The sequence below is a fragment of the Dactylosporangium sp. CA-233914 genome (assembly GCF_050942935.1).
Taxonomy (GTDB): Bacteria; Actinomycetota; Actinomycetes; order Mycobacteriales; family Micromonosporaceae; genus Dactylosporangium.
The window spans coordinates 5,877,112-5,895,958 of the sequence record NZ_CP192030.1 but is presented as its reverse complement, the minus strand read 5'-3'; the positions used below and the strand labels follow the sequence as shown (position 1 = coordinate 5,895,958).

The following is an 18,847-nucleotide window of genomic DNA, read 5'->3' as shown; positions in this document are numbered from 1 at the left end:
GGCTCAGGCGGGCGGGCCGGCCGGCTCGGGGGCGGGGCGCAGGCGCTGGCGGAGCTGGGCCTTGGCGACCTTGCCGCCGGAGCCGCGGGGCAGGTCGTCGACCAGCTCCAGGCGCTCCGGCCAGTTCTCCCGGGACACGCCGCGGGCGTTCAGGTGCGCGCGCAGCCCGTCGAGGTCGAGGGGCGCGCCCTCGCGCAGGACCACGAACGCGCAGACCCGCTCGCCGAACGTCGGGTCGGGCATCGCCACGGCGGCGACCATCGCGACCGCGGGGTGGGTGCCGACCTGGTCCTCGACGGCGGCGGCGCTGATGTTCTTGCCGCCGCGGATGATGAAGTCGGACTTGCGGTCGACCACCCGCAGGAAGCCGTCCTCGTCGATGGTGCAGATGTCGCCGGTGAGCATCCAGCCGTCCGGCGTGAAGAGTTTCTCGTTGGCCTCGGGGTCGGCGAAGTACCCGAGGCAGGTCGCCGGGCCCGCGCACGCCGCCTGGCCCGGCCCGCCGGCGTCGGTCACGTCGGTGCCGTCCTCGGCGAAGAGCCGGACGCGCATCTCGTCGATGACCTTCCCGGCGGTACGCAGCCGCTGCTCGGTGGTGTCGCGGACCGAGGTGCGCGACAGGGCGCCGGTCTCGTTGGAGCCGAAGAACTGCAGCACGCTCGCGCCCGTGCGCCGCTCGAACTCGGCGGCCCGCTCGAACGGCACGGCCTCGCCGCCGGTGAACATGCACCGCAGCGACGACAGGTCGACCTGCTCCAGCACCGGCGAGTTGAGCATCATGATGAACTGCGTGCTGACGCAGCACACGACGGTGACCCGCTCCCGCTCGATGAGCCGCAGCGCCTCGTCTGCGCTGAAGCGCGGCATGACCACGGTGGGCGCCCCGAGCAGCGTGGGCGTGAAGTTCGCGGTCCACTGCGCGAAGCCGTACGGCGCGGGGATGAGCGTCAGGAACACGTCGTCGGTGCGCAGGTCGCCGCAGTCGACGGCGAGCTCGTGGTAGTAGAACCACCGGTTCTGGTTGTGCACGACGCACTTGGGCATCCCGGTGGTCCCCGACGTCGAGTTCAGTAGGTGGATGTCCCCCAGCCCCAGCTGCCGCCCCGCCAACTCGGCCTGCCCGCCATCCGACTTAACCGATAAATCCGACACGCCTTGCATGTCGGATTTATCGCCCGACGCCAGAATAATGTGCTTCTCGATGCCGAGACCCTCGATGAGGGCCGCGACCGGCTCGCCGCGGTGCGCCTCGAAGCTGACCAGCGCCGTCGCCCCGCCGACGGCGAGCAGGTGCCGCACCTCCAGGCGCGCCGCCCGCGGCCCGATCGCGACCACCACCACGCCGGCCTTCATCGCGGCCAGGTACACCACGTGCACCTCGACCCCGTCCGCCAGCAGCACCCCGACCCGCGCGCCCCGATCCAGGCCCGCGGCGACCAGCCGGTGCGCGAACGCCGTCGACCACGCGTCGAACTGCCGCCACGTCATCCGGTCGTCGCCGGCGATGAAGGCCAGGCCGTCCGGGTTCTTCGCGGCGTGCCGGCGCACCACGTCCGGCAGGGTCTGCTCGCCCCACCGGCCGACGTCGGCGAGGCGATCTGCGACGTACCGTTCGTGAACGCTTCCGGCCACGGGCGCCGTACCGGGTGGGAACTGCACGAGCCGACCCCTCTCACATCTACCAAACAAGCGCTTGGTTGTGTCATTCTGTGTCGGTCGGAGAGACCGTGTCAAGGCGGGAGCGCGCGCGTGAAGGACATCTGGCAGGCCCCGGTCGGCGAGCACCTGGACGTGGTGGTGACGGCGGGGCTGCCGCCGGTGCCGCTGCCGGACGACGCCCACGTCGAGCAGCTCATCTGGCACGGCGACCCGTTCACCGGCCGATTGCGGGCCTCGGTCGCGGCCCGCGGCTCGCACACGGTCACCGTGCGCATCGCCGACGGCGAGCGGCTCGTCGCCGACGTGCGCATCCGCCGCGGCCCGGCCCGCACCCCCGGCCCGCACGCCCTGCTGCGCACGGACCTGCGCCCGGGCGCGGCGTACACGCGGCTATTCGCAGTCACCAAGGACGTGACGACCGACCACGTGCCGGGCGCCGAGCCGCTCCTGAGCACCCCGTCGATGATCGCGTTCATGGAAGACACGGCGGCCGACATCCTGCGCGCGCACTTCGCCCCGGCGGCGGCGTCGCTGGGCACCTGGATCGGCGTGCGGCACACGGGCCCGGCCAACATCGGGCAGGCGGTGACGGTCACGGCGGTGCTGGCCGACGTGCGCGGCCGGCGGTACCTCTTCGACATCCTGGCCACGGTCGACGGCCGCGAGATCGGCGACGGCCAGGTCGCCCAGACCCTGATCGGCCGGGCTTAGCCTCCGGCGCGGCCGCCCGGCCTCAGGGGCCGGGGGCGAAGCGCTTCGCGGCGTCGGCGCGCAGGGCGGCCTTGTCCACCTTGCCGCCGGTGCCCAGCGGCAGCGCCGGCAGCTCCACCAGGTGCTCGGGCCAGTTCTGCTTGGTCACCCCGCCCTCGTCCAGGTGCGCCCGCAGGTCGGCGAGGGCGAGCGGGGCCCGGGTGACCACGTAGGCGCAGGCGCGCTCGCCCAGCACCGGGTCCGGCGCCGCGACGACCGCGACCGCCGCCACCGCCGGGTGGGTCGCGACCGCCTCCTCGACGACGAGGGCGCTGACGTTGTGGCCGCCGCGGATGATGAAGTCGGCGATGCGGCCGGTGATGGACAGGTATCCCTCGGCGTCGACGGCCCCGATGTCGCCGGTCAGCAGCCAGCCGTCGGCTCGGAACAGGGCGGCGTTGGCGGCCTCGTCGTCGAGGTAGCCGGGCGTGCAGCCCGGGCCGTTCACGGCGACCTGCCCCTCGTCCGCCTCGGCCCCGTCGGCGAGCAGCCGCAGCCGCATCGCGGGGATGGGGCGCCCGGCGGTGGTGAGGCGCCGCTCGGGCGGGTCGTCCACTGTGGTCACCGAGATCGGGCCGGCCTCGTTGGAGCCGTAGAACTGCAGCACCGCGCAGCCGGTGCGCTCCTCGAACTCGCGGGCTCGCGCGAGGGGGACCCGCTCACCGCCGGTGAACATGACCCGCAGCGAGGACAGGTCGGCCTCGGCGAAGCCGGGGTCGTTGAGCAGCATGATGAACTGGGCGGTGACCGCGCACAGGACGGTGACGCGGTGCCGCTCGACGAGGCGCAGGGTCGCGGCGGCGTCGAACTCGGCGGTGAGGACCGTCGGGTAGCCGTACATGGCGGGGACGACGTGCGCGCTCCACAGGCCGAAGCCGTACGGCGCGGGCAGCACGCTGGCGAAGACCTCGTCGGGGCCGAAGCGGCCGGCGGCGTGGGCGAGCGGGCCGAAGTACTTGCGGTTGTCGAGGGTCTGGCGCACGACCTTCGGCACGCCGGTGGTGCCCGAGGTCGAGTTGAGGAAGAACAGGTCGTCCGGGCCCAGTCCAGCGCCCGCGTACCGTTCGGAGGGCAACGAGTCCAGGTCGAGGACCAGGTGCCGGGGCGCGCCGCAGCGCTCGGCGATCTCGGCGCCCGCCCGGCCGCGGTGCTCGGCCCGGGTGGCCAGCGCCGCGCCGGTCTTGCGCAGCAGGTGGGTGATCTCGGCGTCACCGGCCCGCGGGCCGATGCCGACGGTGACCAGGCCCGCCTTCTGCGCGGCCAGGTAGGCGATGTGGGTCAGCGCGCCGCCGGTGAGCAGCACGGCGAGCCGGTCCCCGGGGCTGAACCCGGCATCCACATAGGACTGTGCCAGGCGGGAGGACAGGTCGTCGTACTCGCCCCAGGTGAACGTCCCCTCCGGCGCGTGGAACGCGACGCCGTCCGGGTCGTTGCGCGCCACGTAGTCGGCGATCGTCTCGGAATTCGGCTCAGACACCGGCCCCTCCGTCCAGGCGTAGCACGGCTCCGGCGGCGAAGCGGGCCTCGGCCGAGCCGAGGTAGGCGATGGCCGCCGCGACCTCGTCCGGTTCCGCGACGGGCGGATCGAGCAGGGCCCCGCCGATCCCGGCGAGTTTCGGATGCGGGTTCGGCACCGGGCTGAGCCCCGCCCGCAGCGGCGTGTCCACGGAGCCGGGGCAGACACAGGTGACCCGGACACCTTCGGGCGCCAGCTCCACGGCGAGGGAGCGGGTCAGCGCGACCACGCCGCCCTTCGCGGCCGAGTAGGCGGCGCTGTACCGCCACCCGCGCACCCCGGCGAGGGAGGCGACGTTGACGATCGCGCCGCGAGCGGCGACCAGGTGCGGCAGGGCGGCCCGGGCGACGAGGAAGGTGCCGGTGAGGTTGATGCCGATGATCCGGTCCCACTCGGCGAGCGTCACGTCGGAGGTGTGCTGGTACGAGGCGACCCCGGCGACGTTGGCGACCAGGTCGAGCCGCCCGCCCCAGGCCGCCGCCTCGGTGACCGCCGCGGCGACCGACGCCTCGTCCCGCACGTCGCACACCAGGGGCAGCACGTCCCCGGTGCGCTCCATCGGGGCCACGTCGAGCGCGGCGACCCGGGCGCCCTCGCGCAGCAGCCGCCGTACCGTCGCCGCGCCGATCCCCGAGGCGGCCCCGGTGACCAGCGCGACGAGGCCCGAATAGCGCTCGCCGGTCACCGCTGCCCGCCGTCGCGCATGGATCGGGCATTGTGACCGGCGAGCGAGTCCTGGCCGACCTCGGCGTTGTGGGCGTGGGCGACGTGGTGCAGGCCGAAGACCGAGTCCATCCCGGCCCGCAGGCCCATGAGGTCCTCGGCCTGGTTGACCGCCTTCTTCGTCAGCGCCAGCCCGAGTCGCGGCATCGCGGCGATCCGGGTGGCGATGTCCATCGTGGACGACTCCAGCTCGGCGCGGGGCACGACCCGGTTGACCATGCCCAGCTGGAGCGCCCGGTCGGCCTTGACGCGCTCGCCGAGGAACAGGAACTCCTTGGCGTAGCGGGGGCCCATGACCCACGGGTGCGCGAAGTACTCGACCCCGGGAATGCCCATGCGCACCACCGGGTCGGCGAAGAACGCGTCGTCGGCGGCGATGACGAGGTCGCAGCACCAGGCGAGCATCAGCCCGCCGGCGATGCAGGCGCCCTGGACCATGGCGATGGTGGGCTTGGGCAGCTCGCGCCAGCGGCGGCACATCCCGAGGTACACCTCGGACTCCCGCGCGTAGCGACTCTCCGCGCCCTCCTTGCCCACGTGGTCCCACCACAGCCCGGCGCGGCGGTCGAACGAGGTGTCGATGTCGCGGCCGGGGGTGCCGATGTCGTGGCCGGCGCAGAAGTGCTCACCGGCCCCGGCCAGCACGATCACCTTGACGTCGTCGTCGGCGGCGGCGCGGTAGAAGGCGTCGTCGAGGGCGTAGGTCATGGCGGAGTTCTGGGCGTTTCGGTACTGCGGGCGGTGCATCGTCACGACGGCGACCGGGCCGTCGGTGCGGTAGAGGACTACGTCGTCACTCATGGGCGGGCCTCCGGGAGGGCGAGGGATGCGGCAAGGCGGTCCAGGCGGGCGCCGGTGCCGGCGAGGGCCTCCAGGGCCCAGGCGCGTTTGACGAACCGGTGCAGCTCGTACTCCACCGTGTAGCCGATGGCGCCGTGGCACTGGATCGCGGTGCGCCCGGCCTCGTGAGCGGCCTCGGCGGCGAGGACGACGGCGGCGTCCACGGCCCGCTCGGCGTCCACGTCGTGCTCGATCGCCCAGGCGGCGGCGAGGGCCTCGGGCGCGGCGAACTCCAGGCCGAGCGTGGCGTCGGCGAGGTGGTGCTTGACGGCCTGGAAGCTGCCGACGGGGACGCCGAACTGGTGGCGCTGCTTGACGTAGGCGACCGTGAGGTCGAGCATCCTGCGCCCCAGGCCGACGAGCTCGGCGGCGAGGGCCAGCCCGGCCCGCAGCCGCGCGGTGCGCACCAGCGCGGGGTCGGTCGTGAGCACGTCGGCACCGGTGGAGACGACCGCGGCGAGCGTGGTGTCCACGGTGGACACCGGCGCCCCGGCGGCGGCCCCGATCCGGGCAACGTCCCCGTCGAGGTGCAGGATCCAGTCGGCGTTCGCCCCGAACGCGGTCAGCCCGTCCGGGCCCGCGAGGGCGATTTTGCAAGAGCCGGCGGCACGCGGGTCGCCGAGCGCGGCCAGCAGCGGGGCGGCGACGAAGGCGGTGGCGGCGAAGGGCTCGGCGATCGCGGCGTACCCGGCCGCCTCCAGCACCCCCACCAGGTCCGTCTCGGCCAGGCCCAGCCCGCCCCGCTCGGCGGGGACGAGGGCGGCGAAGACGTCCATGGCGGCCAGGGCATTCCAGTCGGCGGCGGCGAGCGGTTCGCGGACGGCCTCGGCCAGCTCGATCTGCTCATCCGTCGGTGCGAATCGCACGGCGAGCCCCCTCTCAGGGCTGAATGTCAAGAACGCTGGGATTTTGGCAGGCCGAGCACCCGCTCGGCGACGATGTTGCGCTGGATCTCGTTGGTGCCGGCGTAGATCGGGCCGGCGAGGGAGAATTGGAAGCCGCGGGTCCACGCGCCGTCCAGCAGCGCCTGCGCGCCCAGCAGCTCCAGGGCCACCTCGTGCAGGTCGATGTCCAGCTGCGACCAGTAGAGCTTGTTGAGGCTGGCGCGGGCGCCGGGCGGGCGGCCCTCGACCAGGCCGGTGACCTGGTGCAGGGTGAAGTGGTGGTACGCCCGGGCGCGCAGCCAGGCGCGGGTGACCCGCTCCCGGGTCGCCGGGCGCAGCCGGTCGGGGTTCGCGATCGCCAGGGCGATGAGGCGCTCGGCGGTGTGCAGGAACCGGCCCGGGGAGCGCAGGGTGAGGCCGCGCTCGGAACCGGTGGTCGCCATCGCCACCTTCCAGCCCTGGTTCACACCGCCGAGGACGGCGCCGTCGGGGACGAACACGTCGTCGAAGAACACCTCGGCGAAGCCCTCGTCGCCGTCGAGGCGGCCGAACCCGCGCGCCGTCACGCCGTCGGCGGAAAGGGGGATCAGGAAGTAGGTGAGGCCCTTGTGGCGGGGCGCGTCCGGGTCGGTGCGGAACAGCCCGAAGATGTGGGTGCAGAACGCGCCCCGGGTCGTCCAGGTCTTCTGGCCGCTCAGCCGCCAGCCGCCGTCGGCGCGCACGGCGCGGCTGGCGATGGCGGCGAGGTCGCTGCCGGCGCCGGGCTCGGACCAGCCCTGGCACCACAGGTCCCGCGCGGCGGCCATCCGCGGCAGCAGGGTGTCGCGCTGCTCGTCGGTGCCGAACTCGAACAGGGTCGGGGCGAGCAGGAAGATGCCGTTCTGGGTGACCCGCTGCGGTGCGGCGGCGGCGTAGTACTCCTCCTCGAAGACCAGCCACTCCCACAGCGAGGCATCGCGCCCGCCGTACTCCTTCGGCCACGACACCACCGCCCAGCGGGCGTCGAAGAGGCGCCGCTCCCACTCCAGGTGCGCGGCGAAGCCCTCCCGGGTGTCGCCGGAGGGCAGCGGGGTCGCCGGGACGTTGGCGCGCAGCCACTCGCGCGCCTCGGCCCGCAACGCGGCCTCGGCGGGAGTGTCGGTCAGGTCGACGGCCCCCGTCATCGGCCGAACTCGTCCCGGACGCGGTCGGCGACGCCGGTGAGGTTCAGCTCGAAGGTGAAGCCCTGCTCGTAGCGGTAGCTGCGCTTGGGGTCCCAGGGGTCGATGCCGTTGAGGGACTCCTTGGCGGCCCGGATCACGTTGGGGTCCTTGGCCGCGATGTTCTCGGCGACCTCGAACGCGGCGGCCCGCAGCTCCTCGCGGGGCACGACCCGCAGGACGGAGCCGAACGCGTGCAGCTCGGCGGCGGTCGCGGTGGCGGAGGTGTACATCATGGCGCGCATCTTGTGCTGCGGGACCAGCCGGGACAGGTGCGTGGCGGCGCCGAGCGCGCCCCGGTCGACCTCCGGAAGCCCGAACGTGGCGTCGTCGCTCGCGACGATGATGTCGGCGTTGCCGCACAGGCCGATCCCGCCGCCGAGGCAGAAGCCCTGCACGGCCGCGATCACCGGCACCGGACAGTCGTAGACGGCGGCGAACGCGGCCGCGCAGCCCTTGTTCACCCCGACGAGCGCGCCGAAGTCCTTCGCCGCCTGCAGCTCCTTGATGTCGACGCCGGCGTTGAAGCCGCGCCCCTCGGCCCGCAGGACCACGGCCCGCACGGCCGGGTCGGCGCCGGCCGCGGCGAGCGCGCCGGCGAGGTCGAACCAGCCCTGGACCGGCAGCGCGTTGACGGGCGGGTTGTTCATGACGATCTCGGCCACGCCGCGGTCGTCCACTATGGACTCAATCATCGGTTTCCTCGGTCGCGAAGGTCGCCCAGCCGTACACGGCGACGGTGCCGTCCTGTTTCGTGCAGGTCATCTCGACGTCCAGCAGGGCCTCGCCGTCCTCGCCGGTGCGCCGGCCGGTGACGGTGCCGTCGCAGGCGACGGTGTCGCCGGGGAAGACGCGGGCGGCGAAGCGGACCCGGAAGGCACGCACGTTCTCGGCGCCGAACCGGTCGGTGGCCCAGGTGGCCAGGAACCCGGCCTGCAGCATGCCCAGCGACAGCGGGGCGTCGAGGCCGGCGTCGCGGGCGAAGGTCTCGTCGTGGTGGATCGGTTGGAAGTCGCCCGACGCGCCCTGGTACTTGACCAGGTCGGTGCGGGTCAGCGGGCCGATGACGAGCGCGCTCATCCGGTCTCGACCCCCGTCAGCCTGGCGGTGGCGACGAGCCGCCCGGTCTCGTCGCGGAACTCGGTGACCATGACCGCGAAGGCGAGCGGCCCCGAGCGGCCCTCCTTGCGGGTCACCGACTCGATGCGGGACACCCCGGTGAGGCGGGTGCCGGCGCGCGGCGGCGGGCCGTGGAAGACGAACTCCTGCTCGGCGTGCAGGCCCTTGTGCTGGTCCATCCGCACGGCCTGCCACGGGTCGGCGGGGCCGTGCTGCCAGAAGAACGCGGTGGTGAGGAACGTCGGCGGGACGACCGGGTCCTCGGCGTCCAGATAGGACGGGTTGGCCGAGCGGGTCGCCCGGGCGAACTCGCGGATCTTGCCGCGCTCGACGTCGAGCGTGAACGGCTCACCGACCCGGCCGGCGGCACTGTCGTCAACCATTGCGAACCAACCCCTATGGATGCTGACTGCTGACCGAGACGACCTCGCCGGTCATGTACGAGCTGTAGTCGCTGGCCAGGAAGACGATGACGTTCGCGACCTCCCACGGCTCGGCCGGCCGCCCGAACGCCTCCTGCTTGGACAGCTCCGCGAGCAGCTCCTCGCTGGTGACCTTGGCCAGGTGCGGGTGCATCGCGAGGCTCGGTGCCACCGCGTTGACCCGGACGCCGGCCGCGGCCGCCTCGACGGCGGAGACCCGGGTGAGCGCCATGACCCCGGCCTTGGCCGCGGCGTAGTGCGCCTGCCCCGCCTGGGCGCGCCAGCCGATGACGGAGGCGTTGTTGACCACCACGCCCCGCCCGCGCGGCATCATGTGCCGCAGCGCGGCGCGGGTGCAGCGGAAGGTGCCGGTGAGCGTGACGTCCAGGACGGTGGACCACTGCTCGTCGGTCATGTCGACGATGTTCGCGGTGCCGCCGAGACCGGCGTTGTTCACCAGCACGTCGATGCCGCCGAGGCGGTCGGCGACGGTGTCGAAGAGGTGCTGGACCTGGGCCTCGTCGGTGACGTCACACGGCACCGCGAGCGCGCCACCGAGGCGCTCGGCGGCCTCGGTGAGGCGCCGCTCGTGCCGGTCGCTGATCGCGACCGTCGCGCCCTCCTCGGCGCACCGCTGCGCGGTCGCGAACCCGATGCCGGTCCCGGCGGCGGCGGTGACAAGGACCGTGCGGCCGGACAGCAGGCCGTGACCTGGGGTTTTGCTCACCATTCGATCACTCTACCAAGCGCTTGTTTGGTTCACTGGCCCGGGCCTCGCCCAGCGGTACCGACGTGGAGGCGTCGGTGGACAGCGTCGGCCGGTCCGGCTCGGGCGCGGGCAGCGGCTCGACCTCGCGCAGGCTCGCGCGGCTGCGGGCGGCCAGCTCCTGGTACACCCGCGTGCCGTTGGCCTTCCAGGCGAGTTCCTGCGCGGTCAGGTCGCGCACGACGCGGGCCGGCGACCCGGAGGCGAGCGTGCGTGGCGGGACCACGAAACCGGCCTTGACGAACGCGTGCGCGCCGACGAACGCCTCCTCGCCGATGTCGGCGCCATCCATGACGACCGCGTTCATGCCGACGAGCACCCCGTCGCCGACGCGGCAGCCGTGCAGCACCGCGCCGTGCCCGACGTGGCCGGCGCGGCCCAGCACCGCCTCGGTGCCGGGAAACGTGTGGAACACGCAGGAGTCCTGCAGGTTGGAGCCGTCGAGCATGACGATCCGGCCGAAGTCGCCGCGCAGGCTCGCCAGGGGGCCGACGTAACACCCGGCGCCGACGTGGACGTCGCCGATGAGCACGGCCGTCGGGTGCACGTACGCCTCGGGGTGCACGACGGGGATGACGCCCTCGATGGAGTACGAGGGCATCAGGAAAGCCTTTTCAACGCGGCCTCGGCCTCGGCCATGATGCGCTCGATCAGCTCGGCGCAGCTGGGCAGGTCCTCGATGAGGCCGGCGACCTGGCCGCTGGCCATCACCCCGGCGTCGGGCCGGCCGTCGACCATCGCGTTGCGGATGAGCATCGGGGTGTTGGCGGCGAGCAGCACCTGGTCGTAGCGCAGGCCGTGCCCGCGCATCGCCCGCCCCTCCCGCAGCAGCGACAGCCACGAGCGACCGGACAGCTTGCGAAACGCCCGGGCGCTGCCGAAGGCGCGGGCGAGCCGGCGCCCGGGGACGCTCGGCTTCGCGAGGCTGTCGACGAACGGCGTGCGCAGCACCCGCTGCGGCACGCCGTCCAGCGCGTCGGTGACGACGGTGTCGTTGACCGTGGCGGCCAGGTAGCGGCGCTTGACGTCCTCGGCGATCGGGCTGTCGGTGGTGAGCAGGAACCGGGTGCCCATCGCGATCCCGGCCGCCCCGTAGGCGAGCGCGGCGACGAGACCGCGGCCGTCGTGGTAGCCGCCGGCCGCCACGACCGGGATGTCCACCGCGTCGACGACCTGGGGCAGCAGCAGCGAGATCGGCACCGGGCCGGTGTGCCCGCCGCCCTCGCCGCCCTGCACCACCACGGCGTCGGCGCCCCACGCCGCGACCTTCTCGGCGTGCCGGCGCGCCCCGACGGACGGCACGACCACCACCCCGGCCGACTTCAGCTTGTCGATCAGCTCCGGCTTGGGGGCCAGGGCGAAGGACGCCACCCGTACCCCCTCCCGGATCAACAGCTCCGCGCGGCGCCCGGCGTCGGGGGCGTCGGCGCGCAGGTTGACCCCGAAAGGCTGGTCGGTGCGGGCGTGCACGTCGGCGATCGCGGTGGCCAGCTCGTCGTACGACAGCGTGGCGCTGGCCAGGATGCCCAGGCCCCCGGCGTTGGCGGTGGCGGCGGTGAGGCGAGCGTCGGAGACCCAGCCCATGCCGGTCTGCACGATCGGGTAGCGGACCCCGAACAGCTCGCAGATCGGCGTGCGCAGCGCCGCAGCACTCACCCGGCCACCTCCCGGGCCCGGGCGCCGGCCGGGTCGATCACCTCGCGGATCAGGGTCAGCTCGGCGTCGGTGGGCAGGCGGGTCTCGGGGACGTCGTCCGGTACGACCAAATCGAAAGCGGTCGCGTCCAGCACCTCGGCCACCGTGACGCCCGGATGCACGGAGGCCAGCCGCATGCGGTGGTCCTCGGTGGCGAAGTCGAACACCCCGAGGTTGCTCACGACCCGGCGCAGCTCGTGGAACCGCCCCGCCGCCGGATGCGCGGCCGCCCGGTCGTAGCCGACCCCGCTGACCATGTCGACCGCGGCGACGAACGAGCGCTTGCCGTGCCGCGGCACCCAGTAGCTCGTCGGGTGGCTCACGGTGTTGCCGGGCGCGCCGCGCACGCCGAGCAACTGGCGGGTCGGGCGCGTGAAGTCGCCGATCGCCGAAATGTTGGCGTTGCCGTAGCGGTCGATCTGGCTCGGCATCATCATCACATGCCGGTGACCGCCGTAGAGCAGGTCGAACACGGCCCGGAACGGGAGCCAGCCCTCGACCTCGGGCGGCGCCTCGCCGATCGCCCAGGTGCCCCCGGCGAGCATCGCCTCACCGTCGGACAGCAGCAGGTCCGGGGCGAACGTGGCCCGCGCGAGCCGGGCGGCGATGCTCGGCACCACGCCGGTCGGGCTGGCCAGGATCTCCCCGTCGCCCCGCCACGCCTCCGCGCACGCGACCGCGCAGATCTCGGCCCGTGTGACCTCGCTCATGCCGCCACGCTCCTGGTGTTCACAGCGGCCTGGTAGGTGGCCTCGTCGCCTTCGAGGTATCGCTCGTAGAAGTGCTGCCACCGCTCGGGGTCGGCGGCAGCCTCCGCGTATTCGCGCTGGAACGCCTCGTCGCGGCCGTAGTCCGGCTCACAGGAGGTGAAGTGCGCACCGCCGGGGGCCTCGACCACGCCGTGGACCATCCAGCGCTGCAGCAGCAGACTCTGCACGGGCGCGTCCCGGGTCAGCTCGGCCGTGGGGACGATCCGCTCGACGGAGACGTACGCGCGCTGCGCGGCCGTGCAGAACAGGTCGTCGAAGTACGGGTCCCGGCCGAGGTACTGCGCGTTGCCGTGCACGTCGGCCCGGTTGAGGTGCACCAGGGCCGCGTCGAGGTGCACGGCGGGCATCGCGACGAGTTCCTCGTCGCCGTACGGCGAGGCGACCATCCGCAGCGCCGGGTTGACGGTGAGCACGTCGGAGCCGAGCCCGACGCGGCTGGGCAGGAAGGGCAGCCGGCAGGTGGCGGCGTAGAGCCCCCACCTCAGCATGCCCTCGTCGTACTCGGTCACCTCGACCGCGCCCGCCTGCCGGGCCGCGCGGAAGTGCGGCTCCAGCGGGATCGAGTCGAGCGACACGAACCCGTAGATCAGGTGCTTGACCTTCTTCGCGGCCAGCAGGAGGCCGACGTCGGGCCCGCCGTAGGTCACGACGGTGAGGTCGGTGACCTCGGAGCGCAGGATCGCCCGGACCAGGGCCATCGGCTTGCGCCGCGACCCCCAGCCGCCGATCCCGATGGTCATGCCGGAGCGTAACTCCGCCACGACCTCGTCTGGGGACATCTGTTTGTTCGCCATCGCTGTATTTGGCCGCCTTACTCCCACAGGCTGACTTGCCCCCCGACCGTACCAAGCGCTTGCTTGATTACGCTACACTCGTTTTGTGGCGGGGTCGGTACACTCCCTGCTTGGTTCGGTGGGATATATCTCCTTCTCTGTAAAGGACGACGGGATGGCGCGGGAGTCTGGGGAACGGCGCGAGCGGATTCTCGCCAGCGCCGCGGCGCTGTTCGCCAACAAGGGCGTGGCGGCGACCACGGTGCGTGAGATCGCCGACGAGGTCGGCATCCTCTCCGGCAGCCTGTACCACCACTTCGAGTCGAAAGAGGCCATGGTCGACGAGATCGTGACCTCCTACCTCGAGGACCTGCGGACCCGCTACAAGCGCGTCCTGGCGGCCGACACCGACCCCCGGACCCGCCTGCACGACCTGATCGTGGCCTCCCTCGAGGTGGTCGAGGCGCACCCGCATGCCACCGAGATCTACCAGAACGACGTCAACTACCTGACGCAGATCGAGCGCTTTGGCTACCTGCGCAACGCCGGCAAGGAGGTGCAGGCGGCGTGGCTGCAGGTCATCGAGGCGGGCATCGCCCAGGGCGTGATCCGCTCGGACCTGGACCCCAAGATTCTGTACCGCCTGATGCGTGACGCCGTATGGCTGTCGGTGCGCTGGTTCAAGCCGACGACCGCGTACCCGATCACCCGCCTGGCGGAGGACTGCACCTCGCTGTTCCTGGAGGGCCTGTCCCGCCGCTGATGCGCTCGACACGCGCCCGGACCCGCAACCTGGCAGTCCTGGAACTCCTCAACGCGCCGCTGCTGGGATGGGTGTTCTTCATCGCCCTGCCCACGCCCCGGACCCTCGCGAACGTCCTGGGGCTGGGCCTGGTCGCCCTGCTCCTGGTCGAGGGCGCGGCCTACTGGACCCTGAAGCATCGCCAGCTGACCCTGCGCCACCGCCGCCCGGCGGGAATGGGCGTTTTCCGCGTTCTGGCGCGCCTCAATCCGGTCGCCTTGACGGCGGGCCTGGCGATTATCACGGCCGAGGCAATCCGGAATCCGGCCGCGGAGAGTATCCCGGGTTTGGCGTTCTGGGCATTTGCCGCCCTGGAATACGTGAACTATTTCCACGTCCAACTGATGCACGACACCCGCGCGGACCTGCGCCGCCTGTTCCGCACCCGCCGGCCGCACCGCTCCCACCTCAACGCCGACCTGCGCGCCGCCGCGCGAGTTGCACCTTCCGCGCGTCGCCTTCCGCCCCGCGCACGGTGATCGGTCCCTCCGCACAAGCTCGTGTTCGGACCGCAAGGCGGCGCCGCAACATGCCGAAACCCGGACACAGCGTGGTCAGGGACGCGACCCGGCCGGGGTGTTCGATCGTGACCCGCTGCGCGACCGCCCCGCCCATCGAGGATCCCGTCACGCAATCTGCCGCAAGTCGGGTCGATGCGAGTCAGGGGGTTCGGTGCAGGCCGACCTCGCTCAGGACGCCCACCGCGTCCGCCGCGAAGGCCGCGGCCACCGCCGAGACCGTCCAGGCCGGGTTCAGGGCGCCGTGGCCCTGGACCGTGGGGTGGGCGATCAGTGAAAGCTCGTCGCCGTCGATGCGGACCACCTGGCCGTGCAGGTCCGCGGCGGCGTCCGACAGCAGGTACACCACCGCCGGGGCGTTCTGGGCCGGGGACTTGTTGACGTTCTGGCCCTGGGCCGCCGCGCCCAGGTACGCCTCGTACGTGTCCGCCATCGCGGTGTGCGCGTTCGGGGACACCGCGTTGACCCGCACGCCGCTGCCGGCCAGGTCCGCCGCCCAGCAGTACGTGAGCGACGCCACCGCGCCCTTGCTCGCGCCGTACGCGCCCATGGCCGCCGAGCCCGCGTGCGAGCCCGACGTCACGTTCACGATCGAGCCGGTGCCGCGCGGGAGCATGGCGCGGATGGCGTGCAGGCCGCAGTACGCACTGCCGAGGACATTTACCTCCACGACCGCGCGGAACTCGTCCGGGTCCTGCTCGACCGGGTTGGCCAGGCGGAAGATGCCGGCGTTGTTGACCAGGCCGTCGATCGCGCCGAAGGCCGCCACGCAGGCGTCGATGATGGCGCCGGCGCCCGCCCAGGTCGCGACCGAGCCGGCCGCGGCCTCGGCCCGGCCGCCGGCGGCGCGGATCTCGGTGACCACGGCCGCGGCCGAGGCCGGGTCGACGTCGTTGACGATGACCGACGCGCCCTCGGCGGCGGCGAGGCGGGCATAGGCGGCGCCGAGGCCGCGCCCGGCCCCGGTGACGACGACGGCCTTGCCGGACAGGTGTCCACTCACGACAGACGCTCGAGGATCAGCGCCATGCCCTGGCCGCCCGCCGTGCACATGGTCTCCAGGCCGAACTGCTTGTCGCGGAAGGACAACCCGTTGAGCAGGGTCGTGGCGATCCGGGCGCCGGTCATCCCGAACGGGTGGCCGACGGCGATCGCTCCACCGTGGACGTTGACCTTCTCCGGGTCGGCGCCCATCATGCGGTACGACGGAATCACCTGCGCGGCGAACGCCTCGTTGATCTCGATCAGGTCGATGTCCGAGATGGACATCCCGGCGTTGGCCAGCGCGCGGCGGGTCGCCTCGACCGGGCCCAGCCCCATGATCTCGGGGCTCAGGGCCGACACGCCGGTGGCCACGATCCGCGCGAGCGGGGTGAGGCCGAGCTCGCTGGCGCGGCTCGCGCTCATGACGACCAGGGCCGCCGCGCCGTCGTTGAGCGGGCAGCAGTTGCCGGCGGTGACGGTGCCGTCGGGGCGGAAGACGGGCTGCAGGGTGCTGACCTTCGCCAGTGTCACGCCCGCGCGGGGGCCGTCGTCGCGGGCGAGCTCGGTGCCGCCGGGCAGCGTGACGGGCGTGATGTCGAGGTCCCAGAAGCCGTCGGCCTGGGCCTTCTCGGCGTTGTTCTGGCTGCGCACGCCGAACTCGTCCTGCTCGTGGCGGGTGATGCCGCACAGCGAGGCGACGTTCTCGGCGGTGTCGCCCATCGCGATGTACACGTCCGGCAGCTCCCCGCTCTCGCGCGGATCGCTCCACGGCAGCGTGGATCCGCGCTCCGGCCAGCGGGGGTTGCGGGTGCCGGGCATGCCGTCGGCCTTGCCGGCGGGGTAGTGCGAGACGACCTCGGCCCCGGCCGCGACGAACGCGTGCCCCTCCCCCGCCTTGATGGCGTGGAAGGCCATCCGGATCGCCTGCAGCGACGAGGCGCAGTACCGGTTGACGGTGGTGCCGGGAACCATGTCGAACCCGAGGTGCATGGCGACCTGGCGGCCCAGGTTGTACCCCTGCTCGCCGGCCGGCTGCGCACAGCCCATGATGAGGTCGTCGAGCGTCGCCGGGTCGAGCGCCGGCACCTTCGCGAGGGCCTTGGCGACGATCTGCGCGGCGAGGTCGTCGGCGCGCACGCCGGTCAGGGAGCCCTTGTAGGCGCGGCCGATCGGCGAGCGGACGGCGGAGACGATCACGGCGTCCAATGTGGATCCCCTTTCACTGGGCGACGGTCCAGCCGCCGTCGACGGGCAGCAGGACGCCGTTGACGTACGCGGCGGCGGGTGAGAGCAGGAAGAGGATGGCGGCGGCGACGTCGGCCGGGCGGCCCGCGCGGCCCATGGGGTTACGCTCGATGAGCGACTGTCCGAGCGGGGTGCCGGCGAAGCCGGCCATCCGTGGGGTCTCGATGAAGCCGGGGGCGACGGCGTTCGCGCGCACGTGCGGGGCCGCGCGGGTCGCCAGATGTCTGGTGTACCCCGCGATCGCCGCCTTCCCCGCCGAGTACCACGGCGAGTCGGTGCCGACGAGGTTCCCGGCGACCGAGGCGACGTTGACGACCGCCGCGCCCTCGGGCGGGCCGGTGGAAAGCCACGCGGACGTGACCAGCTCGACGCTGCCGGCGGTGAACGTGAGCCCGTCGGTGAACGGCAGCGGCGGGCCCCCACTGGCGGGTCCGGCATTGTTGACGAGGTAGCGCACCGGCCCGGCCGCGGCGAACGCGGCCTCGACGGCGGCCCGGTCGTAAACGTCCACGATGGACCCGCCGTCGACCGGCGCGATGTCCCAGACCACCACGCGCAACCCGGCCCCGGCGGCCAGCGCGGCGGTCGCGGCGCCGATACCGCTCGCGCCGCCGGTCACCACGACCGTGTCCCCTGTTGAGAATCCGAGCGTCACCGGGCCTCCTCGCGCAGCCTCGTCTTGAGCACCTTGCCGCCGGCGTTGCGCGGCAGGGCCGGCACCAGGACGAACGACCGCGGCAGCTTGTAGTTGGCGAGCCACTCGCGGCAGTACGCGGCCAGCTCCTCGGGTTGCGGCGGCGGCCCGGGGCGGGCCACCACGAACGCGCGCGCGACCTCGCCGAGCCGGGCGTCGGGCACGCCGATGACGGCGACCTCCGCGACCGCCGGGTGCCGGGCGATGACCTGCTCGATCTCGGCGGGGTAGGCGTTGAAGCCGCCGACGATGAACACGTCCTTGAGCCGGTCGGTGATGCGCAGGTATCCGCGCTCGTCGAGCACGCCGACGTCGCCGGTGTGCAGCCAGCCCTCGGGGTCGATGGCGTCGGCCGTCGCGGCGGGGTCCTCGAAGTACCCCCGCATCACGTTGTAACCGCGGACCAGCACCTCGCCGGAGACCTCGTCGACGCGGACCTCGACGCCGGTGACCGGTGCGCCGCAGGTGGTCGAGATCGTCTCGGGGTCGTCGTCGGGCCGGCACATGGTGGCCGTCCCGCACGTCTCGGTGAGACCGTACGCGGTGATCACGGTGTCCAGCTTCAGCTCGGCCCGCAGCCGCTCGATCATCACCACCGGCACGGTCGTCGCGCCGGTGACGGCGACCCGCAGGCTCGACAGGTCGTAGGCGCCGCGCTGGGGATGGTCGAGCATCGAGGTGTACAGCGTCGGGGGGCCCGGCAGGACCGTGATGCGCTCACGCTGGACGAGATCCAGGGTCGCCGGCACGTCGAGGACGGCCTGCGGCACGATCGTCGCGCCCCGCAGCAGGCAGGCGATGACGCCGGCCTTGTAGCCGAAGGTGTGGAAGCAGGGGTTCACCAGCAGGTAGCGGTCGCCCGCGCGCAGGTCGGCGAGCTCGCTCCAGGCGACGTACAGCCGCGTGGTCTGCCGGTGCGTGAGCATCGCGCCCTTGGGCCGCCCGGTGGTGCCGCTGGTGAAGAAGAGGTCGGCGAGGTCGTCGGGGTCCACCACCGCGTCCACGGGCTGCCGGACGGCGAGGAAGGCGTCCCACTCGGCGAAGGTGACGATCTGCTCCAGCGCCGGGGTGGGCGTCTCGGCGGCGGCCGCGGCGAGCGAGTCGACGTAGCGGTTGCCGAGGAAGCCGTCGTCGACGAGCAGCAGCCGGGCGCCGCTGCGGGCCAGGATGTACGCGGCCTCGGGCCCCTTGAACCGCGTGTTCAGCGGCACGAGCACCCCGCCGGCTGAGACGATGCCGAGAGCGGCGACGATCCACCGCCAGCCGTTCGGCGCCCACAGCGCCACCCGGTCGCCCTTGACGACGCCGCGGGCGGCGAGCGCCTCGGCGAACCGGGCGACCTCGGCGGCGAGGTCGGTGTAGGTCAGCCGTACGTCGCCGTCGACGACCGCCTCCCGGTCGCGGTGGTGCGCGGCGCCGGCCCGAACCAGGTCGGGGATCGTGCGGGCGTCCAACGGTTCCATGGATGGCACCTTACCAACCAAGCGC

21 protein-coding genes are annotated in these 18,847 nt (G+C 73.0%); 3 read left to right on the top strand and 18 right to left on the bottom strand.

Features of this window, described 5'->3' with window-relative positions; all coding sequences use genetic code 11:
• Nucleotides 1-3: 3 nt before the first annotated feature.
• Nucleotides 4-1,659 carry a class I adenylate-forming enzyme family protein gene (locus ACQPY0_RS26120; RefSeq protein ID WP_432993669.1) on the bottom strand — a complete coding sequence of 552 codons (1,656 nt, stop codon included), beginning with the start codon at nt 1,657-1,659 and terminating at the stop codon, nt 4-6.
• Nucleotides 1,660-1,749: 90 nt separating this feature from the next.
• Between ACQPY0_RS26120 and ACQPY0_RS26115 the strand changes: the two genes are divergently transcribed.
• A complete protein-coding gene (locus tag ACQPY0_RS26115; RefSeq protein ID WP_432993667.1) occupies nt 1,750-2,370 on the top strand; it encodes a thioesterase family protein in 621 nt (206 codons plus the stop codon).
• Between the two features lie 22 nt (nt 2,371-2,392).
• Here the strand turns inward: ACQPY0_RS26115 and ACQPY0_RS26110 are convergent, their stop codons facing one another.
• The 13 genes from ACQPY0_RS26110 to ACQPY0_RS26050 are packed head-to-tail and all read right to left on the bottom strand — an operon-like array spanning nt 2,393 to nt 13,137.
• On the bottom strand, nt 2,393-3,886 hold the full coding sequence (locus tag ACQPY0_RS26110) for a class I adenylate-forming enzyme family protein (RefSeq protein WP_432993665.1): 1,494 nt from the start codon (nt 3,884-3,886) through the stop codon (nt 2,393-2,395).
• On the bottom strand, nt 3,879-4,610 hold the full coding sequence (locus tag ACQPY0_RS26105) for an SDR family NAD(P)-dependent oxidoreductase (RefSeq protein WP_432993663.1): 732 nt from the start codon (nt 4,608-4,610) through the stop codon (nt 3,879-3,881). The genes ACQPY0_RS26110 and ACQPY0_RS26105 overlap by 8 nt, the downstream gene beginning before the upstream one ends.
• Nucleotides 4,607-5,449, bottom strand: a complete 843-nt coding sequence (locus tag ACQPY0_RS26100) for an enoyl-CoA hydratase (RefSeq protein WP_432993661.1) — start codon at nt 5,447-5,449, stop codon at nt 4,607-4,609. Before ACQPY0_RS26100 ends, ACQPY0_RS26105 begins: the two co-directional genes overlap by 4 nt.
• Complete coding sequence (locus ACQPY0_RS26095) at nt 5,446-6,354, bottom strand: acyl-CoA dehydrogenase family protein (protein WP_432993659.1); 909 nt, start codon at nt 6,352-6,354, stop codon at nt 5,446-5,448. The genes ACQPY0_RS26100 and ACQPY0_RS26095 overlap by 4 nt, the downstream gene beginning before the upstream one ends.
• A gap of 26 nt (nt 6,355-6,380) precedes the next feature.
• Complete coding sequence (locus ACQPY0_RS26090; protein ID WP_432993657.1) at nt 6,381-7,535, bottom strand: acyl-CoA dehydrogenase family protein; 1,155 nt, start codon at nt 7,533-7,535, stop codon at nt 6,381-6,383.
• Nucleotides 7,532-8,266, bottom strand: a complete 735-nt coding sequence (locus ACQPY0_RS26085) for an enoyl-CoA hydratase family protein (protein WP_432993655.1) — start codon at nt 8,264-8,266, stop codon at nt 7,532-7,534. Before ACQPY0_RS26085 ends, ACQPY0_RS26090 begins: the two co-directional genes overlap by 4 nt.
• Nucleotides 8,259-8,651: a MaoC/PaaZ C-terminal domain-containing protein gene (locus ACQPY0_RS26080; protein ID WP_432993653.1), complete on the bottom strand. Its 393-nt coding sequence runs from the start codon at nt 8,649-8,651 to the stop codon at nt 8,259-8,261. Before ACQPY0_RS26080 ends, ACQPY0_RS26085 begins: the two co-directional genes overlap by 8 nt.
• Nucleotides 8,648-9,073, bottom strand: a complete 426-nt coding sequence (locus ACQPY0_RS26075) for an FAS1-like dehydratase domain-containing protein (protein WP_432993651.1) — start codon at nt 9,071-9,073, stop codon at nt 8,648-8,650. Before ACQPY0_RS26075 ends, ACQPY0_RS26080 begins: the two co-directional genes overlap by 4 nt.
• 13 nt (nt 9,074-9,086) lie before the next feature.
• Nucleotides 9,087-9,842 carry an SDR family oxidoreductase gene (locus tag ACQPY0_RS26070; RefSeq protein ID WP_432993649.1) on the bottom strand — a complete coding sequence of 252 codons (756 nt, stop codon included), beginning with the start codon at nt 9,840-9,842 and terminating at the stop codon, nt 9,087-9,089.
• A gap of 4 nt (nt 9,843-9,846) precedes the next feature.
• Nucleotides 9,847-10,479, bottom strand: coding sequence for a hypothetical protein (locus ACQPY0_RS26065; protein ID WP_432993647.1), 633 nt, complete (start codon nt 10,477-10,479; stop codon nt 9,847-9,849).
• On the bottom strand, nt 10,479-11,534 hold the full coding sequence (locus ACQPY0_RS26060) for an NAD(P)H-dependent flavin oxidoreductase (protein WP_432993645.1): 1,056 nt from the start codon (nt 11,532-11,534) through the stop codon (nt 10,479-10,481). The genes ACQPY0_RS26065 and ACQPY0_RS26060 overlap by 1 nt, the downstream gene beginning before the upstream one ends.
• Nucleotides 11,531-12,283 (bottom strand): CoA-transferase subunit beta, encoded by a 753-nt coding sequence (locus ACQPY0_RS26055; RefSeq protein ID WP_432993643.1) that lies wholly within the window; start codon nt 12,281-12,283, stop codon nt 11,531-11,533. Before ACQPY0_RS26055 ends, ACQPY0_RS26060 begins: the two co-directional genes overlap by 4 nt.
• Complete coding sequence (locus ACQPY0_RS26050; RefSeq protein WP_432993641.1) at nt 12,280-13,137, bottom strand: CoA transferase subunit A; 858 nt, start codon at nt 13,135-13,137, stop codon at nt 12,280-12,282. The genes ACQPY0_RS26055 and ACQPY0_RS26050 overlap by 4 nt, the downstream gene beginning before the upstream one ends.
• Nucleotides 13,138-13,291: 154 nt before the next feature.
• On the opposite strand from ACQPY0_RS26050, the gene ACQPY0_RS26045 reads away from it, so the two are divergent.
• Nucleotides 13,292-13,879, top strand: coding sequence for a TetR/AcrR family transcriptional regulator (locus tag ACQPY0_RS26045; protein WP_432993639.1), 588 nt, complete (start codon nt 13,292-13,294; stop codon nt 13,877-13,879).
• A complete protein-coding gene (locus tag ACQPY0_RS26040) occupies nt 13,879-14,397 on the top strand; it encodes a hypothetical protein (RefSeq protein ID WP_432993637.1) in 519 nt (172 codons plus the stop codon). The genes ACQPY0_RS26045 and ACQPY0_RS26040 overlap by 1 nt, the downstream gene beginning before the upstream one ends.
• 181 nt (nt 14,398-14,578) lie before the next feature.
• Here ACQPY0_RS26040 and ACQPY0_RS26035 read toward each other — a convergent pair whose 3' ends face one another.
• From ACQPY0_RS26035 to ACQPY0_RS26020, 4 genes are read right to left on the bottom strand one after another with little or no spacing between them, the layout of a single operon-like run.
• Nucleotides 14,579-15,439: an SDR family NAD(P)-dependent oxidoreductase gene (locus ACQPY0_RS26035; protein WP_432993635.1), complete on the bottom strand. Its 861-nt coding sequence runs from the start codon at nt 15,437-15,439 to the stop codon at nt 14,579-14,581.
• Nucleotides 15,436-16,626 (bottom strand): acetyl-CoA C-acetyltransferase, encoded by a 1,191-nt coding sequence (locus ACQPY0_RS26030; RefSeq protein WP_432993633.1) that lies wholly within the window; start codon nt 16,624-16,626, stop codon nt 15,436-15,438. Before ACQPY0_RS26030 ends, ACQPY0_RS26035 begins: the two co-directional genes overlap by 4 nt.
• 13 nt (nt 16,627-16,639) lie before the next feature.
• A complete protein-coding gene (locus tag ACQPY0_RS26025) occupies nt 16,640-17,320 on the bottom strand; it encodes an SDR family NAD(P)-dependent oxidoreductase (protein WP_432993631.1) in 681 nt (226 codons plus the stop codon).
• On the bottom strand, nt 17,317-18,822 hold the full coding sequence (locus ACQPY0_RS26020; RefSeq protein ID WP_432993629.1) for a FadD3 family acyl-CoA ligase: 1,506 nt from the start codon (nt 18,820-18,822) through the stop codon (nt 17,317-17,319). The genes ACQPY0_RS26025 and ACQPY0_RS26020 overlap by 4 nt, the downstream gene beginning before the upstream one ends.
• Between the last annotated feature and the right edge of the window lie 25 nt (nt 18,823-18,847).

Bases quoted from the DNA above. Each gene is read 5' to 3' on its own strand.
- ACQPY0_RS26100 (WP_432993661.1), bottom strand. From the start codon at position 5,449: ATGAGTGACGACGTAGTCCTCTACCGCACCGACGGCCCGGTCGCCGTC.
- ACQPY0_RS26090 (WP_432993657.1), bottom strand. From the start codon at position 7,535: ATGACGGGGGCCGTCGACCTGACCGACACTCCCGCCGAGGCCGCGTTG.
- ACQPY0_RS26085 (WP_432993655.1), bottom strand. From the start codon at position 8,266: ATGATTGAGTCCATAGTGGACGACCGCGGCGTGGCCGAGATCGTCATG.
- ACQPY0_RS26080 (WP_432993653.1), bottom strand. From the start codon at position 8,651: ATGAGCGCGCTCGTCATCGGCCCGCTGACCCGCACCGACCTGGTCAAG.
- ACQPY0_RS26075 (WP_432993651.1), bottom strand. From the start codon at position 9,073: ATGGTTGACGACAGTGCCGCCGGCCGGGTCGGTGAGCCGTTCACGCTC.
- ACQPY0_RS26070 (WP_432993649.1), bottom strand. From the start codon at position 9,842: ATGGTGAGCAAAACCCCAGGTCACGGCCTGCTGTCCGGCCGCACGGTC.
- ACQPY0_RS26065 (WP_432993647.1), bottom strand. From the start codon at position 10,479: ATGCCCTCGTACTCCATCGAGGGCGTCATCCCCGTCGTGCACCCCGAG.
- ACQPY0_RS26055 (WP_432993643.1), bottom strand. From the start codon at position 12,283: ATGAGCGAGGTCACACGGGCCGAGATCTGCGCGGTCGCGTGCGCGGAG.
- ACQPY0_RS26050 (WP_432993641.1), bottom strand. From the start codon at position 13,137: ATGGCGAACAAACAGATGTCCCCAGACGAGGTCGTGGCGGAGTTACGC.
- ACQPY0_RS26045 (WP_432993639.1), top strand. From the start codon at position 13,292: ATGGCGCGGGAGTCTGGGGAACGGCGCGAGCGGATTCTCGCCAGCGCC.
- ACQPY0_RS26040 (WP_432993637.1), top strand. From the start codon at position 13,879: ATGCGCTCGACACGCGCCCGGACCCGCAACCTGGCAGTCCTGGAACTC.
- ACQPY0_RS26020 (WP_432993629.1), bottom strand. From the start codon at position 18,822: ATGGAACCGTTGGACGCCCGCACGATCCCCGACCTGGTTCGGGCCGGC.